Origin of the sequence: Gemmata sp. SH-PL17 (genome assembly GCF_001610855.1) — a bacterium.
In the GTDB taxonomy this organism is placed as follows: domain Bacteria; phylum Planctomycetota; class Planctomycetia; order Gemmatales; family Gemmataceae; genus Gemmata; species Gemmata massiliana.
In genome coordinates this window covers 5,877,910-5,895,064 of record NZ_CP011271.1, presented here as the reverse complement: position 1 = coordinate 5,895,064, position 17,155 = coordinate 5,877,910, and the positions used below count along the sequence as shown (strand labels likewise).

Here is a 17,155-nt window from a genome sequence, read left to right as displayed (position 1 = left end):
GCGAACGTGTCGCCCGCGCCGCGCGGAGAAGGCACCATGAAGTCTCACACCGAGTACCTGACGCTCAACATTCCCTCGAAGATGGCCTTCGTGAACATCACGCCGCAGGTCGAAGAGGCCATTCGCAAAAGCGGGGTGAAAGAGGGGCTGGTGCTCTGCAATTCGATGCACATCACGTCCAGCGTGTTCATCAACGACGACGAGCGCGGGCTGCACCGCGACTTCGGGGTGTGGCTGGAAGAACTGGCTCCCTTCAACCCGGACCCGAACCACTACCACCACAACCGCACCGGCGAGGATAATGCGGACGCCCACCTGAAGCGGCAGATCATGGGTCGGGAGGTGGTCGTCGCGATCACGAAGGGCAAACTCGACTTCGGCCCGTGGGAGCAGATCTTTTACGGCGAGTTCGACGGCAGCCGCCCGAAGCGCGTGCTCGTGAAGATCATCGGGGAGTAGTTGAGTGAATGAGGCTTTCGAGGGACATACGAACCGCGCAACATCGGGCGTGTCCAAACACACATGACGAAATCATTACCGTTCCAACTCTGGCTGGAATTCGAGCATTGGATACCGCAAGAAGGCGATGATCCGGAAACGGATTTCTTCAACATGCAGGTCACACTCGCTTGCGGGACGAAATACGCCTTGAACGTGTGGACCTTCAAGTATTTGGCGAAGTCGATTGAGGAGTGCCGCGAAACGGGTGAATACTTGAGAGGGTGCTACCACTCGGCTCCGGATTTGTTCGTGGTGCGATTGGATCGCGCGTTGATTGAGCGGGTTGTAGCTGATCTGATTGCGCAGAGGGCGCTGAAGGACGAATGGAAAGTTCCCACTCAGCTCGAAGACACTTGACCGGCACCGTCGGTGTCTGAAGCGTGCTGGTGGCGATCACTGGCGAATAAGTCGCGGAAGGGGATCGGGATGAAGGATCGGTTTCCCGGCTTCAAGAAGTGCCTGGCAATGATGCGGAAGCGCAACGGGCAGTCGCGCGAAGAGGGGTTCCACTGGCTCCGACCCCACGCGAGTGAATACGTTCGTGAACTCGTCGAGGAGTTCGGCAAAGAGAGCGATCACGGGCTCCGGTGTTGGCTGTTGGAGTTGATTGGTTTTGCCAAGTCACCCGCTGCGTTCGATTTCCTCGCGGAGCAACTGCGCGGGCACGATGAGCGGCTTCGTTATTGGGCGATTTGGGCCTTGAAACACCTCGAAACCAATGAAGCCCGGACGCTACTTTGGCACGCGCGCTCGTTCACATTCAGGTCGCCGGGAGAAACCGAAGCGTTTCGCACGGATCTCGACACCGTGGTGAATGACCGCTCCAGCCAGTAACGCAGACGGGTACGCGGTGCCACATTTCTAAAACGTGAAGCTGATATTTGGGCTCTCGAATGGGTCACAATGTCGCGGTCGTGATCGTACCGGGTTGACGAGTGCCCGCGTTCTCCGACAATTCGCTCACCGACCCACTCGTCCCACGAGGGCACCATGCTTCGCTACGCGCTCTTCTCGCTGATCGCACTCGCGGTCGGCGTTGGCCCCGTCAGTGCCGCGCCCGAAGAGGCCCGGCTGCTCCGGTTCCCCGCCATTCACGGCGATCAGATCGTCTTCACCTACGCGGGCGACCTCTACACGGTGTCCGCCGGCGGCGGGACGGCCCGGCGCCTCACGTCGCACCCCGGGTTCGAGATGTTCCCGCGCTTCTCGCCCGACGGCACGCAGGTCGCGTTCACCGGGCAGTACGACGGCAACACGGAAGTGTTCGTCGTCCCCGCGGCGGGCGGCGAACCGAAGCGCCTGACCTACACTGCGACGCTCGGGCGCGACGAAGTGTCCGACCGCATGGGGCCGAACAACATCGTGATGGGCTGGACCCCGAACGGGAAGAACGTCCTGTTCCGCTCGCGGATGCGGTCGTTCAACGACTTCATCGGTCAGCTCTACACCGTGCCCGCAGAGGGCGGACTGGCTGAAGAACTGCCGCTCCCGCGTGGCGGGTTCGCGAGCTATTCGGCCGACGGGAAGAAGCTCGTTTACAACCGCATCTTCCGCGAGTTCCGCACCTGGAAGCGCTACCGCGGCGGCATGGCCGACGACGTGTGGCTGTACGACTTCGAGACGAAGAAGACCGAGCAGCTCACGGACGACCCGGCGCAGGACATCATCCCGATGTTCGTCGGCGACAAGGTCTACTTCATTTCCGATCGCGGCAAGGAGATGCGGTACAACCTGTACTCCATCGACCCGGCCACGAAGAAGCTCGAACGGCACACCGAGTTCACGGAGTTCGACATCAAGTTCCCGTCCGCGAGCAAGGACGCGGTCGTATTCGAGAACGGCGGGTACATCTATCGCTTCGATGTGAAGGGTGGGAAGGCCGTGAAGGTGCCCGTACAGATTCAGGAAGACCGACTCGGCACACGCGGCGCGCTGACCGATGTGAGTAAGAGTGTGACCGCGTTCGAGATCTCGAACGATGGCAAACGCGCCATGTTTGCCGCACGCGGCGACATCTTCACCGTGCCGACGGGAGAGGGCCTGACGCGCAACCTGACGCACTCGCCCGGCGCCCACGAGCGCAACCCGATCTGGTCGCCCGACGGCAAAAGCGTGGCCTTCGTTTCCGACGCGACCGGCGAGGACGAGATCCACGTCGGCCCGGCCGACGGCCGCGCGCCCGCGAAGCCCGTCACGAGCGGCGCGGACACCTACAAGTACGAACTGCTCTGGTCGCCCGACTCGAAAAAGATCCTGTGGAGCGACAAGAAACTCCGGCTCCAGTTCGTGGAGGTGGAAACGAAAAAGGTGACGCTCGTGGACCAGGCGAAGGCGTGGGAGATCCGCGAGTTCGTTTGGGCGCCGGACTCGAAGTGGATCGCGTTCGGGCGCCAGGAGGTCGATACGCTCAACAAGGTTCACCTGTACTCGCTCGAATCGGGCAAAGCGACGCCGGTCACCGACGGCTGGTACGCTGCTGGCGCGCCCGCGTTCAGTGCGGACGGCAAGTACCTGTTCTTCGTCTCCGCGCGCGACTTCAACCCGGTTTATAGCCAGACCGAGTGGAACCACTCGTACCGCGACATGTCGCGCATCTACTTCGTGACGCTCGCGAAGGCGACGCCGAACCCGCTGCGCCCGAAGCTCGACGACGATGCCGAACCGAAGAAAAAGGACGAGAAAGACAAAAAGGACGAGAAGAAAGACGGGGCGGTGGAGGTGAAGGTCGATCTCGACGGCCTCGCGGGGCGCATCGTCGCGATCCCCGGCCCCGCGGGGAACTACTCCAATCTGAAGGCCGCGGGCACGTCGCTGTACTACCAGCGCAGTTCGACCCGTGACCCGTTCTCGTTCCTCGTGTTCGACCTCGCGACGAAGAAGGAAAGCAACCTCGGAACGGTGGGCGGGTACGAGATCTCGGCCGACGGCAAGAAGATGCTCGTTCAGAAGGACGGCAAGTACGGCATCATCGACTTGCCGAAGGGACCGGTCGCGATCGGCGATGCCCTGAACCTCTCCGGGCTGGAAGTGACGCTCGACCGCCGCGCGGAGTGGAAGCAGATGTTCCACGAGTGCTGGCGGCAGATGCGCGACTTCTTCTACGATCCGGGGCTGCACGGTGTCGATTGGGTCGCGGTGCGGAAGAAGTACGAGCCGCTGGTCGAACACGTCGGCCACCGCGCGGACCTCACGTACATCATCGGCGAGATGATTAGCGAGCTGAACGCCGGCCACGCCTACATCGGCGGCGGCGAACTGCCCGAGGTGCGGAAGGTTTCGCAGGGGCTGCTCGGCGCGGAATTCAAGCGCGACGCGGACACCGGGTTCTTCCAGATCACGCGCGTTCTGCCGGGCGAGAATTGGGTTACCAAGCGCCGGTCGCCGCTCACGGAAGTGGGCGTGAACGTGAGCGCGAAGGAGTGGATCGTCGCCATCAACGGCCGGCCCACGAGCGAGGTGAAGAACATCAACGAGCTGCTCGTGAACACTGCGGGCAAGCCGGTGGTGCTCTTGGTGAACACGAAGCCGGCGGCGGACGGCGCGCGCCGCGTGGTCGTGACCCCCACGGCCGACGAAGCCGACCTGTACTACTACGCCTGGGTGCAGGGGAACATCAAGAAGGTGTCCGACGCGACCGACGGCAAGGTGGGGTACATCCACGTGCCCGACATGCAGCAGGCCGGCCTCAACGAGTTCGTCAAACACTTCTACCCGCAGCTCAAGAAGCAGGCGCTCATCGTTGACGTGCGCGGGAACGGTGGCGGTAACGTGTCGCCGATGCTGATCGAGCGCTTGCGGCGCGAACCGGCGATGATCGGCATCGCGCGCAACGCGGAACCGACCGTCGACCCGAACGGCACGTTCGTCGGGCCGATGACGTGCCTCTTAAACGAGTTCTCCGCGTCGGACGGCGACATCTTCTCGTACCGGTTCCGCCACTACAAACTCGGGCCGCTCATCGGCAAACGGAGTTGGGGCGGGGTGGTCGGCATCCGCGGGGCGCTACCACTGCTCGACGGTGGGTCGCTGAGCAAGCCCGAGTTCTCGCGCTACGATCTGGCCGGCAAGGAGTGGATCATGGAGAACGTCGGTGTGTCGCCCGACATCGTGGTGGACAACGACCCGGCGAAGGAGTTCGCGGGCGACGACCAGCAGTTGAACAAGGGCATCGAAGTGCTGCTCGCGGAACTGAAGAAGAACCCGCCGAAGACGGCAGCACCGCCGCCGTACCCGAAGCGGTAGCCGAAATGGTATTGTGAACCCCCCGCCCTTGCGGGGCCTTTTGTTTGTAGTACCAGGTCTGTGGCGATGGGATGACTTGTCCTCTGTAGCCGACCTCTGCGAGGCCGGTGAGCCACAAACAGTGGACATCCCGGCCTCGCAGAGGCCGGCTACAGGAGGACAAGTGGTGAACCCCGCCCGCAAGGGTGGTGGGTTCGTTCGAGTGGCTCAATCACCCACCGCCCTTGCGGGCGGGGTTCACCACGTCAACGACTTCGGCTTCGCGCAGAAAATTGACTGTCGCCAAGTTCAAGCTCTGGGTACACTCACATCCCTACCTGCCCCGCTTGCTGGATATTCCCACCCCCTACGGACGCGCGGGTTGCTGCACCCCAGCGCTACGTTCTCGGCCCAGAGCCGATCCCGGTGGACAATCGTTTTCTTCAATGTGAGTGAAGCGATGCTCCGCGTTCTCGGGTCAAACAAAGTCTTTTGTGACGGGCTGACGCGCCGCGACCTGCTCCACGTTGGGGCGCTGGCCCCGCTCGGGCTGACGCTCACCAACTGGTCGCGTGCAACGGCCGCCCGTGAACAAGCCGCTCCCACTGCCAGTGGATTCGGCTCCGCGAAACGGTGCATCCTTCTGTACCTGTGGGGTTCGCCGAGCCAGATCGACACGTTCGACCCGAAGCCCGATGCGCCGAAAGAGGTTCGCGGCGCGCTGGGCTCGATTCAGAGCGTGATTCCGGGCGTGCGAGTGGGCGAGGTGCTCCCGCGAATCGCCCGGATGCTCGATCGCGTCACGATTCTGCGTTCGTTGACGCACCCCACGCCCATTCACGGGACCGCGTTCGCGTTCTCGGCAGTTCCGACGACCGACCTGCAACTCGAAGGCAACGTGCGCGATTCGCGGCACTGGCCGTTCATCGGGTCCGTGGTCGATTACCTCGGCTCGCGTGCGGATGCAAAGGCCCCCGCGGTGCCGCGCAACTACTGGCTTCCGTTTACTTTCGGGTCGAAGCGCGGGCCGTCGCGCCCCGGGCCGTTCGGCGGGTTCCTCGGGCCGACTTACGACACCATCTGGTCCGAGTTCCGCGCGAAGGGCACACGCGAGATCCTCCGCGATTCGGGCGACCCGAATACCCCGAAGCTGAAGATCTCGGACCCCTACGCCGGCATTCTGCCCACTGACCGATTTGAGACCGTCACACCCGACGAAACGCTGACGCTCGACCGGCTCAACAGTCGCGCATCGCTCTTGGATCAGCTCGATTCCGCGCGCCGCACGTTCGATGCGAAGACCACTGACACGCCGTTCGATCGCCACCGGGCACTGGCTCGCGCGGTGCTTACATCCGGCAAGCTCCAAAGCGCCCTCGACGTGCAGAGCGAATCCCCGAAACTGCGTGAGCGCTACGGGATGACGCTGTTCGGCCAATCGTGTCTCGCGGCCCGGCGGTTGCTCGAAGCCGGTGGGAAGTTTGTTACCGTGTGCTGGGACGAATACGGGCTGGTGAACACCGGCTGGGACACGCACGTATATCAGGAGTCCCGCTTGAAGGACGAACTCGGGCCGGGGCTGGATGGTGCGTTTTCGGCGCTGCTGGAAGACCTCGATGCGCGAGGAATGCTGGCGGACACGGCCATTGTGGTCATGAGCGAACACGGACGCACCCCGCGGGTGCAGAACGTGGCCGGCGCCGGGCGCGATCACTGGTCGCGTGCGTACTCGGCGATGTTTGCAGGGGCCGGGTTCGCGAAGGGGCGTGTGGTTGGGCGCACGGACCGCATTGCGGGCGACGTGGCCGAAACGCCGTTCTCGCCGAAAGATGTGGTCGCGACGCTGTTCCACTTACTCGGCATTGACCCTCAAGCCGAGATCCACGACCGGCTCGGCCGTCCGTACCCGATCGGGGGAAATGGTCGCGTGCGGTCCGAACTACTTGCATAGATGTAGTTTGCAATGCCGCGGCGTATTCGGAAGGGCGGCGGATTGTTATTCAGCTCGATGTCCGATTCTGCTGCCCTTGTTACGGTTTTGCTGTTGCTTCTAATTCACTTGTCGGGTAGATTCTGGATGTCCGTTGGTTTTGTGTGAAACCGATGTTCTCCCACACCTTCATACGCCGTTGCGGGTGGGTTATCGCGCTGATCGCGGTTACCTTCCTGTCTCCGAACCGGGCTTCGGCCGGGTGTAGCGGGCATTCGTCGTGGGGTTTCTCACCGCTCCTCGAATCTGAACAGTTTTCGCCACAATCTGGATCGACCGAACAACGCAACTCGATGCCGAAGCCTTGCCAGGGGCCGAACTGCTCCGGTAAGCCGTTGCGCGATTCGGTGCCCGTACCGCCGGTGCCTACCGTACCGGTACCCGTAAAAGATCAAGTGCTCCGACTTGCCTCGCTGAGTGCCGAGGAGCCGGGGCGATTACTCGCTTACGATTCCACATCTCCTCGCCCGATACTTCGGGCCTCGTCTATCTTCCACCCGCCACGGCTCGGTTAATTCCGTCAACGCGCCCTCGCTGCGCACTGTGCCAACGAAAGAAGGCACCAGTCCCGCGTTGCGAAGGTTTGTTTTTGACGGCACATTCGTTCTTTCAATCAGCGCCAGAAACAACGTTATTGGGTGCTCGAAATCGGAGAGGTAACCGCCTCATCGCACTCGTAGCAGTCGCGCCGATTCGGGCCTGATACTTCCGCACAACACGACCTCGTGGGTTCGGTGAGCCGAACTACGCGGTTATTTCACACAATCTGATATGACCTCGAACACGAAAACGAAAGAAGAACGCCAAGCCCTGGGCCTCTGCCGTTTCTGCGACGCCCCCCAAGTTCCCGGCTCGGTGCTGTGCCAACCGCACCGCGAGCGGGAACGCGAACGCGAACGGGCGAAATACGCCGAGCGCAAGGCCAGCCGGGTGTGCATCATCGCCGGGTGCGGCCAACAAGCGGTGAGCGGCTTCATCCGCTGCACCGGGTGCCACGCCAAGTACACCGCCTACCAGTGCGAGTACAAGCGTGAAGCCCGTCGGCGCCAGCGCGAAGCCGTCCGCGCGAGGCGGGCCGAACAGTTCGGCTGCACCGCGACCGCGTGCTAATCCCGTTTGGTGGCGGCCGGCTGATGCCGGCCGTTATTCTTTGGGCCGATGTGCCCGGGCCGACAGCTCGACTGATCGCAGTTGCTTTTTTGAATCCTGTCGACCCTGTTAATCCTGTCAAAAACTCTTCGCTATTCTCACCGGTCGGCTAACTTCGGCAGTTCGTCTGGTATTGGCGTTCACTTCGATCGATCCGGCGCAACCGCGCCGAAAACTGACATCGATCCCACACTACTCGGGGATTAACTTCATTACCCCAAAACACATTGGCCGATACACGCTTCCTGTCGTCGGTTCGGCTCGCTTCGTGCGGGCCGATGAAAAGGGAACCCGGTGCGAATCCGGGACTGCCCCCGCAGCGGTATGCAGGAACAAACGCCGTCACACGCACTGACCCGCGTCGGGTTGGGAAGCGACGGTTAGTAGGTGTGCGGTGAGCCGCACGCGCCTGCGAGTCCGAAGACCTGCCGTGCGACCGCGCGAACCAAAAATCGCGCGACATAACCGTGCTTTCGTGGGGAAGGCAGCGGGCGGCTGGTCCGCGCCCGCATGCGCGTTCCTCTCTGCCTTCGCTCACTCCCCGCGCTTTATTGCGTTCATCCGGGAGAGAGCGACGTGACCACTTCCACCATCGATCGCGCTGTAGCGCCACCGCCCGTCAGTCCCTCTCGGTTCCTTGGCCCCCAAGCAATCATGAAGGTTCGCAAGCGCAACGGCGCGCTCGAAGATGTCAACGTGAACAAGATCGTCCGCGCCGTGCAGAGGTGTGCGGGCGGACTGCCGACCGTCGACCCGATGCGCGTGGCCGTGAAGACGATCGGCGGGCTTTACGACGGCGCGACCACCGCGGAGCTCGACCGGCTCTCGATCCAGACGGCGGCCTGTCTCATCGCGGAGGAGCCGGAGTATTCGCGGCTCGCGGCGCGGTTGCTCTCGACGTACATCGACAAAGAAGTCACGAACCAGGACGTTCATTCGTTCTCGCAGTCGATCGCGGCTGGATACCGGCACGGATTGGTGGCCGAGGGGACGTTCGCGTTCGTATCGGCCAACGCCCGCAAGCTCAACGCCGCGGCGGGGGAACAACAACCGGACCTGTTTGAATACTTCGGGCTGCGAACCGTTTACGATCGCTACCTGCTCCGGCACCCCGAAACGCGGCACGTCATCGAGACGCCCGCGTTCTTCTTTCTGCGTGTCGCGTGTGGTCTGGCGGATTTCGCCGCGGACGCGATCGAACTGTTCCGGCTCATGGCCGCGCACCGCTACCTCCCGAGCACGCCGACCCTGTTCAACTCCGGCACCGCGCGCCCGCAAATGTCGTCGTGCTACCTGCTCGACTCGCCTACCGACGACCTCGAAGCGATTTACGACCGCTACGCCGACGTCGCGAAGCTCTCGAAGTTCGCGGGCGGGATCGGGCTGGCGTACCACCGGATTCGCTCACGCGGGTCGCTAATTCGCGGCACGAACGGGCACAGCAATGGGATCGTTCCGTGGCTCAAGACGCTCGATTCGTCCGTGGCCGCGGTCAACCAGGGCGGCAAGCGCAAGGGGGCGTGCTGCGTGTACCTGGAGTCGTGGCACGCGGACGTGGAAGAGTTCCTGGAGTTGCGCGACAACACCGGCGACCCGGCCCGGCGCACGTACAACCTGAACCTCGCGAACTGGGTGCCGGACCTCTTCATGCGGCGTGTGGAATCGGGCGAGGAGTGGTCGCTGTTCGACCCGAAGGTGGTTCCGCACCTGACCGACTTGTTCGGTGAAGCATTCGACGCGGCCTACGTGGAAGCCGAGCGACGCGGTCTCGCGGCGAAGTGCGTGCCGGCCCGTGATTTGTACGCTCGGATGATGAAAACGCTGGCCGAAACCGGCAACGGGTGGATGACCTTCAAGGACGCCTGCAACCGCACCTGCAATCAGACCGCCGCGGACGGGACCGTCGTTCACAGCTCGAACCTCTGCACCGAGATCGTCGAGGTGACATCGACCGGTGAAACCGCGGTCTGCAATCTCGGCTCCGTGAACCTTGCCCGCCACGTTACGGCCGACGGCTTCGACTTCGATGCACTCGCCGAGACGGTGCGGATCGCGGTGCGGTTCCTCGATCGCGTTATTGACGTGAACTTCTACCCGACATCGGCCGCGGCTGCGTCGAACGCGCGCTGGCGCCCGGTCGGGCTGGGGGTGATGGGACTTCAGGACGTGTTCTTCAAACTGAAGCTCCCGTTCGATGCGCCCGCGGCCCGCGACCTCTCGCGCCGCATTCAGGAAGAGATCTACTACCACGCGCTGGCGACCTCCTGCGACCTCGCGGAAGCACGCGGCGCGCACCCGTCGTTCGCCGAAACGCGGGCCGCGACCGGCACGCTCCAGTTCGATATGTGGGGCGTCACGCCGACCGAGCCCGCGCGGTGGGACGCGCTCCGTGCTCGTATTCGCGCACACGGCTTGCGGAACTCGCTCTTGGTGGCCATCGCACCCACTGCCACAATTGCTTCGATCGTCGGTGCTTACGAGTGCATCGAACCGCAGGTGTCGAACCTCTTCAAACGCGAAACGCTCTCGGGCGAGTTCCTCCAGGTGAACCGTTACCTCGTGAATGACCTCAAGTCACTCGGGCTGTGGAACGACGCGGTGCGGGCGAAGATCAAACTCGCCGACGGCTCGGTGCAGGGCCTCGACGAACTACCCGGACACCTTCGCGCGGTGTATCGCACGGCGTGGGAAGTGCCGATGCGGGCGCTCATCGACATGGCCGCTGATCGCGGGCCGTTCATCGATCAGAGCCAGTCGCTCAATCTGTTCCTGGAAAGCCCGACGATCGGCAAGATGTCGTCGATGTACATGCACGCCTGGAAGCGCGGGCTGAAGACCACCTACTACCTCCGCTCCCGGCCCGCGACCGGCATCGCCAAAACGACCGTGACGAAGGCCGCGCCCGCCGACACGACGGCGGTGACGTGCTCACTCGAAAACCCCGGCTCGTGCGAAGCCTGTCAGTAACTGGGGCCTGCTTTTGGGTGGCACAGGCCAGAGGCCTGTGGCGCCTCCACAGGCCAGAGGCCTGTGCCACAAGCAGAAATTCAGACGTCAGCGTGGCACAAGGCGCTCTGCTCTGCCTCACGAATTAAACCAAATTCCCAACAAAATACAGCAATTCACGAGGTTCACGATGCTCCTCGATCCCGGCATGAGCCTGACCCTGCGGCCGATGCGCTACCCCGACTACTTCGAGATGTACAAGGACGCGATCAAGAACACCTGGACGGTGGACGAGGTGGACTTCTCCACCGACCTCACCGACCTGCGGTCGCGCGTCACCCCGGCCGAGCGCCACCTGATTCACCGGCTGGTCGCGTTCTTCGCCACCGGCGATTCCATCGTCGGCAACAACCTCGTGTTGAACCTCTACAAGCACGTGAACGCGCCGGAGGCGCGCATGTACTTGTCGCGGCAACTCTACGAAGAGGCGCTGCACGTCCAGTTCTACCTCACGCTGCTCGACAACTACCTGCCGGAGATGGCCGAACGGGAGGCCGCGTTCGCCGCTGTGGACAACATCCCGTCGATCAAACTGAAGGCCGATTTCTGCTTCAAGTGGATCGATTCGATCGAGGGGCTGGACACGCTCGAAACGCGGGCACACCGCCGGGCGTTCCTGCTGAACCTGATCTGCTTCGCCGCGTGCATCGAGGGCTTGTTCTTCTTTGCGGCGTTCGCCTACGTGTACTTCCTGCGGTCGAAAGGGTTGTTGCACGGTTTGGCGACGGGCACGAACTGGGTGTTCCGCGACGAGAGCGCGCACATGGCGTTCGCGTTCCGGGTGATCGATACCGTGCGCCGCGAAGAGCCGGACCTGTTCGACGCGGAACTGGAAGCGCAAATCGTCGCGATGCTGCGAGAGGCCGTCGAGTGCGAAACGACGTTCGCCCGCGACGTGTTGGGGATGGGGGTCGCCGGGCTGTCGCTCACCGACCTTCGGAGCTACCTGGAGTACGTCGCCGATCGGCGTTTGGAAGCTCTCGGTGTCGCACCCGTATTCGGTGCGAAGAACCCGTTCGACTTCATGGACCTGCAAGACGTCCAGGAGCTGACCAACTTCTTCGAGCGCCGCGTGTCGGCGTACCAACTCGGCGTTACCGGGGCGGTGGCGTTCGGCGAAGATTTCTGATGATTTGAATGCGGCACGGCCCTGGCGAACGGTTTCACCCAGGGTCGTGTTGCGAGCACGTTACGCGGTCTTCTCACGACCGAATTCATCGAGTCCGTATCGCGCGAAGATTTCCGCGGGCGTTACCCACACGACTTTGCCGTCGCGCGATTCACACACCGGACGGCCCAACCGGGCGTGTTCGAGAAGCATGTCTCGGAACGCGGTTTCCAGAGCGGTATCGATCTTTGCGTGGTCGATCAGGTCTTCCGTTGGCAACGTTGTTGGTTCAAGCATCTTCGGCGCTCCTATTGAACCGTTCCCACGTGTCGGGATCGAGAATCGTGTCGAAGTAGTTGTTGTTGAAAGCAATCAGCTTCGGTCGCCCGTTGCTATTATCATACACCTGCCACGTTGTCGCTACCGGTCGATACAGTTCCAGGAAATTGCGCACGCTGCGAGTGTACCGTCTGCGGATCGTCTCATCGGGTACGTGGTGCCCTCCGGCTCGCACCCTAACGGCCACCCGGTTGATTGCCAGTTCGGGTGCATTGAGCCAATAGTAGAACAAGTGGACCACATACCCACTCAGGCGCAACTCTCCCAACCAGTCCGCGTAGGTGCGGCCCGCAAGCGTGGTTTCCAGTGCGAAACTTCGGCGCCGTGTGGCGAGGTCGCGCAAGTGCTCCAGCATCACGCGACCGGCTTTAATTGCTTCTGATTCTGGGTCGAAAGCGTTTAAACCTCGTGCGATAGTATCTGCGTTTACAAATATGGGCATCTTCATCCCGATACGCAGAATGGGATCGGCGGATGACGATTTCCCCGCTCCATTAATACCACCAAGAATCGCAACTTGCGGGGCCGGAGTTGAAGGCGTAGTCACGGGCGACTCCTTTGCTGTGCGAAAACGGTCAACACAGTGAACCAATGCGCCTCATCGAATCACGGGCCGTGTTCGTAGAGCACTTCGCACAGTTTGCCGAGCGCTTTCCCCTCGCGCGATGAAGTGACGCCTTCCGGGAGCGGCACGTTGTTCACGATGATGCAGAAATAGAGTTCGGTTCCGTTCTTTGTGGTCATCGTGCCGGCCAGCGCCTTGCTCTTGAGTAGGAACCGCTCGTTCGCGTTGTCGTACCAGATGAGCGTGCCGGTTTTTGCGGACGCCTTTCCGCGCGCCGGGCTGTCTTCCTTCACCGATTCACTGAGCGTGCCATCCACGCCGAGTACGGGTAACGCGGCCTTGTATGCGTCCCACTCCGGGCGCTTCGCCATGCCTTGAATGACTTGCACTGTGGCTCGCGCGCTCGCGTGGTCCGCCGGCGACCCGCCCGCACCACCACCGAAGGAAACCGCGCTCGTATCCACACCCAGTTCCTTCAGAATTTTGGCCTGCTCCTTGAGGCCCGATTCCACCGTGGTTTGACCTTTCGATGCAGCAAGCAGTGCCGGTAACGTGCTCGCGTACAAGTTGTGGCTCACCTTCAGCGTGACGCGGAGCGTGTCTTTGAGCGGAGCGGAGGTGAACGTCGCGACCTTGCGGAGCTTCTCGTAATCACTTTTCGCGGGAAGAGGGCTGGGGGCGGGGCGGAGCACCGCGCACTGGACCTGCACTCCGTTGCGACGCAGTGCTTCGATAAAAAGCGCCCGGGCGAAAAGGGTCGGTTCGTCCACGTTGTAGATCCGGACGTGGGGCTTACTCCCGACGGGCACTTTGCCGCGAACGGCGAACTGTGTCGGCCCAACGGCGAGCAGGTGGAGGTTCGCCGACGATTTTTCCGAACCCGTTCCAACGCTCGCGTCGAGCGTGTAGAAGGACGTTTCGGGCCGCATCACGACTTTCGCCGGATCGCCTTCTTTTTCGCCCGGCGTCACGATCACGTCGATTGCGTTGTCGTTCACGACGATCGGCGAGATCGAGTCCGGTCCGCTCCCGGTACCGCGTGAGCGGGCGAACAGCCGGTCGTCGATGAGCACTTCGCCGTCGATCTGTGTGATTCCCGCGGCTTTCACCTGCTTGGCGAGGTCGTTCAGGGCCGCGAGTGGGTCCGTGTCGGTCACTTCACAGTCGCCAAATCCGCCGTTTGCGTAGGTGTGGTCCTTGTCCTTGAAAACGATCTTCCCGTCTTTGGAGGTACGCCCGCCGAACATGAGATCCCCGGACGCGACCAGAATTAAGTCGCCGCGAAGTGTCCCTTTGAGCGCAAGTCCGCGCTGGTACACGTGAGTTTCCTGCTTCTGATCCGGCCCTAGGGCGACCAGCGCAGCCGCGCTCGAAAAGAGCTTCGTGACGGACGCGGGCGCGAGCGCCGCGTCGGGGTTGCGCGAGTAAACGGTCGCGCCGGTCTTCGCGTCGGTGACCAGAATGCCCCAGGAGGCGTGCTTGTAATCGGGAGCTTCGATAACGGCTTCCAGTTTTTCCGAAAGTGCGGCAGGAGGGGCGGCCGCGGCGGGTACGATCCAGACAAGTGCGAGCAATACGAGCGCGAGCGGGGAACGGGCACGGACCACGGCGACCGCCTTTCCGGTTGGGGAACGTGACGCGAAGATCATGGTACCACAGTACGTTGCGTGTGCGAGTGCGCTGAGCGGAGTGGTTGACTTTGGTCTGCGGCCCCGTCGATGGTATGATCAGTTTTAATGGGGGCCTTATGATACAAACCATTCTGAACAAGCGCCGGAGGCGACTCAGAATCACCGTTCCCGCGCTGGCGCGTATGAGCGGTGTACCGACTGCAACGGTCCGTCAACTTCTCGTTGATCCAACCGGGGTCCGTTTTGAACACGTCGTGGCGGTCGGTCGCGTCCTCGGGTTAGATCTGGCGACGGCACGCCGCGTGTCGGTGAATCGCGTTCTGCGCGACCGCGCGCTCGCAAAAGCGCGATACGTTGCTAGGTTCGTTCAGGGAACACAAGGTCTGGAAGCGGCAGCGGTTGACCCGGCCGGTTACGAGCGCATCATCGAAGTCGCGGCTCAAGCCCTGCTCGCGGGTAACAAACGGAAACTCTGGGATGAAGACTGATCCGGGTTGGGTGCCCATTCCGGGCGAAACTCCCATCGACGATGTGTCCGGGTTGCTCATCAAGGACATCGGAACCCGCGGGCAGTTGAACCAAGCCGAGGCGGAGAACATCACTCTCGTTGTGGCCAAGTATTTCGTCGGCCGGCTGACCGAGGTCGATGCACCGTTCACGTTCGATTGGGTGTTCGCGCTTCACAAGGAAATGTTCGGCCGCGTCTGGGCTTGGGCGGGTACACCGCGAACCTGCAACCTCAATCTCGGGTGCCCCGCACACGACGTCAAGGCCAACGTTCTCGGCCTCGTTCAAGACATTTCGTATTGGGGGAAGGGGCCGTACTCCTTGATCGAGGACGCCGCACTCCTGCACTACCGCGCCGTGAAGATTCACCCGTTCCTGAATGGGAACGGGCGGTGGGCTCGAATGCTCGCCAACATCTGGTTACGGCTCCACGGTTCCGACCCGGTTCTGTGGCCGGAACCCCAGATAGGCGAAGTCAGTCCGATCCGATCGGAGTACATTGCCGCGATTCAGGCGGCCGACCGGCTCGACTATGCGCCACTCGTCAAATTGCACCAGCAGTACGCTTCCAGGTGACCCCGTACCGCCGGCCACCCTTGACGCACTACGCCGCGCGGACTAGCGTGAGACGGGTTGATTCACACCAATGAAGTTCGCAACGCGGCGGTTTCACACAATGCCCGGTACGTGCGTGGTCGGTTTGCAGTGGGGGGACGAGGCGAAGGGTAAGATCGTCGATCTCCTCGGCGATGGCTTCGATATCGTGGTGCGGTACAACGGCGGCGCCAACGCCGGGCACACGGTCGTTGTCAACGGAAAGAGCTTCAAACTCTCCCTTCTCCCGACCGGGGTGATCCGGTCGAACGTCCAGTCCGTCATCGGGAACGGGGTCGTCGTGTACCCGCCCCGGTTCATCGAAGAACTCGAATCGCTCGTGAAGCAGGGCGGGCTCGATGTGTCCGGGTCGCTGTTCGTGAGCGACCACGCGCACGTCATCTTCCCGTACCACATGGAAGAGGAGCGGCTGCTCGAAAGCGGCTCCGAGGGGAAGATCGGCACCACCGGGCGCGGGATCGGGCCGTGCTACCAGGACAAGGTCGGCCGGCGGTTCGCTATTCGTGTCGGCGAACTGCTCCAGCCGGACCACCTGCGCGAACGACTGCGGTTCGTGGTGCCGTTCAAGAACAAGCTCATGAGCGCGCTCGCGGGCGGTACGGCGCCGAAGGTCTTCGACCCCGAAGCGGTCGCGACCGAGTACCTGACCTACGCGGAACGCCTCCGGCCGTTCGTGCGGGACACCACGCGCTTCCTGCACGACGCGATCGCGGCCAACAAGCGAATCATTTTCGAGGCCGCGCAGGGCAGCTTGCTCGACGTGGACCACGGCACGTACCCCTACGTCACCAGTTCGAGCAGCCTCCCGTCCGGCATTTGGGGCGGGTCCGGCGTGCCCGCAAAGCACCTGAAGCGGATCATCGGCGTGGTGAAGGCGTACACGAGCCGCGTGGGGCAAGGGCCGTTCCCGACGGAACTGAACGACGGGCTGGGCGAGCAAATTCGGACTGTTGGGCGCGAGTTCGGCACCGTGACCGGGCGCCCGCGGCGCGTCGGTTGGCTCGATTCGGTGGCCGTGCGCTACACTGCGGCGCTCGCCGGTGCGGACGAAATCACGCTGATGCTACTCGACGTGCTGAGCGGCATCCCGGAACTGAAGATCTGCACCGCCTACGAACTCGACGGTTCGCGCATCACGCACTTCCCGAGCGACGCGCACCTGCTGGCGCGGTGCAAGCCGGTGTACGAGACGCTGCCGGGCTGGACCGAAGACCTGACCGCGGTGCGCGCGATCTCGGACCTGCCGAGCGCGGCCCGGCGCTACATCGACCGCGTCGCCGAGCTGATCGGGCTGAAGGTGTCCGTGGTGTCCGTCGGTCCCGGGCGCGAACAGACGATCATGGTGTAGACGCAACACTTGGACTGATGCTAGCGCTAATGAACGCACCGCGGGCTGAAACGCCCGGTTCACCCGGCCCGCGGTGTCATCAGTTGAGTGTGTCGTGTCATTGTCAAACCGGTATTCGTCGGGTGTAATGAACGACACGCGAATACCAGATGGCAGATGTAGCTAACGGATCACG

The 17,155-nt window shown here is 62.6% G+C and carries 14 protein-coding genes and 1 riboswitch; of the genes, 11 read left to right on the top strand and 3 right to left on the bottom strand.

Going from position 1 to position 17,155, the window contains the following annotated elements; genetic code table 11:
- The first annotated feature begins 36 nt into the window (after window positions 1-36).
- The 8 genes from VT84_RS24305 to VT84_RS24270 all read left to right on the top strand — a co-directional run bounded on the left by VT84_RS24305 (window position 37) and on the right by VT84_RS24270 (window position 11,996).
- Window positions 37-459: a secondary thiamine-phosphate synthase enzyme YjbQ gene (locus tag VT84_RS24305; protein ID WP_082841304.1), complete on the top strand. Its 423-nt coding sequence runs from the start codon at window positions 37-39 to the stop codon at window positions 457-459.
- Window positions 460-522: 63 nt separating this feature from the next.
- Window positions 523-858: a hypothetical protein gene (locus tag VT84_RS24300; RefSeq protein ID WP_082841303.1), complete on the top strand. Its 336-nt coding sequence runs from the start codon at window positions 523-525 to the stop codon at window positions 856-858.
- A 69-nt stretch (window positions 859-927) separates the two neighbouring features.
- Window positions 928-1,335, top strand: a complete 408-nt coding sequence (locus VT84_RS24295) for a HEAT repeat domain-containing protein (protein ID WP_204249640.1) — start codon at window positions 928-930, stop codon at window positions 1,333-1,335.
- Between the two features lie 156 nt (window positions 1,336-1,491).
- Complete coding sequence (locus VT84_RS24290; protein WP_082841302.1) at window positions 1,492-4,743, top strand: S41 family peptidase; 3,252 nt, start codon at window positions 1,492-1,494, stop codon at window positions 4,741-4,743.
- A gap of 439 nt (window positions 4,744-5,182) precedes the next feature.
- Window positions 5,183-6,673: a DUF1501 domain-containing protein gene (locus tag VT84_RS24285; RefSeq protein WP_082841301.1), complete on the top strand. Its 1,491-nt coding sequence runs from the start codon at window positions 5,183-5,185 to the stop codon at window positions 6,671-6,673.
- A gap of 810 nt (window positions 6,674-7,483) precedes the next feature.
- On the top strand, window positions 7,484-7,822 hold the full coding sequence (locus VT84_RS24280) for a hypothetical protein (RefSeq protein ID WP_052560423.1): 339 nt from the start codon (window positions 7,484-7,486) through the stop codon (window positions 7,820-7,822).
- Between the two features lie 279 nt (window positions 7,823-8,101).
- A riboswitch (cobalamin riboswitch) is annotated at window positions 8,102-8,309 on the top strand.
- 206 nt (window positions 8,310-8,515) lie between these two features.
- On the top strand, window positions 8,516-10,828 hold the full coding sequence (locus tag VT84_RS24275) for a ribonucleoside-diphosphate reductase subunit alpha (RefSeq protein WP_082841300.1): 2,313 nt from the start codon (window positions 8,516-8,518) through the stop codon (window positions 10,826-10,828).
- 169 nt (window positions 10,829-10,997) lie between these two features.
- Window positions 10,998-11,996, top strand: a complete 999-nt coding sequence (locus VT84_RS24270; protein WP_052560425.1) for a ribonucleotide-diphosphate reductase subunit beta — start codon at window positions 10,998-11,000, stop codon at window positions 11,994-11,996.
- Between the two features lie 60 nt (window positions 11,997-12,056).
- Here VT84_RS24270 and VT84_RS24265 read toward each other — a convergent pair whose 3' ends face one another.
- Genes VT84_RS24265 through dacB form a run of 3 tightly spaced genes read right to left on the bottom strand, consistent with a single transcriptional unit; the run spans window position 12,057 to window position 14,486 of the window.
- Complete coding sequence (locus tag VT84_RS24265) at window positions 12,057-12,272, bottom strand: hypothetical protein (protein WP_052560426.1); 216 nt, start codon at window positions 12,270-12,272, stop codon at window positions 12,057-12,059.
- On the bottom strand, window positions 12,265-12,861 hold the full coding sequence (locus tag VT84_RS24260) for a zeta toxin family protein (protein WP_162271829.1): 597 nt from the start codon (window positions 12,859-12,861) through the stop codon (window positions 12,265-12,267). The genes VT84_RS24265 and VT84_RS24260 overlap by 8 nt, the downstream gene beginning before the upstream one ends.
- A 59-nt stretch (window positions 12,862-12,920) precedes the next feature.
- Complete coding sequence (gene dacB, locus VT84_RS24255) at window positions 12,921-14,486, bottom strand: D-alanyl-D-alanine carboxypeptidase/D-alanyl-D-alanine-endopeptidase (RefSeq protein ID WP_162271828.1); 1,566 nt, start codon at window positions 14,484-14,486, stop codon at window positions 12,921-12,923.
- Between the two features lie 140 nt (window positions 14,487-14,626).
- On the opposite strand from dacB, the gene VT84_RS24250 reads away from it, so the two are divergent.
- The 3 genes from VT84_RS24250 (at window position 14,627) to VT84_RS24240 (ending at window position 16,980) form a co-directional block, all read left to right on the top strand.
- On the top strand, window positions 14,627-14,998 hold the full coding sequence (locus VT84_RS24250; RefSeq protein ID WP_157469786.1) for a hypothetical protein: 372 nt from the start codon (window positions 14,627-14,629) through the stop codon (window positions 14,996-14,998).
- Window positions 14,988-15,593, top strand: a complete 606-nt coding sequence (locus VT84_RS24245; RefSeq protein WP_082841296.1) for a mobile mystery protein B — start codon at window positions 14,988-14,990, stop codon at window positions 15,591-15,593. The genes VT84_RS24250 and VT84_RS24245 overlap by 11 nt, the downstream gene beginning before the upstream one ends.
- A gap of 100 nt (window positions 15,594-15,693) precedes the next feature.
- Entirely contained in the window at window positions 15,694-16,980 is a 1,287-nt protein-coding gene (locus VT84_RS24240; protein ID WP_082843402.1) for an adenylosuccinate synthase, read from the top strand.
- Window positions 16,981-17,155: the final 175 nt, after the last annotated feature.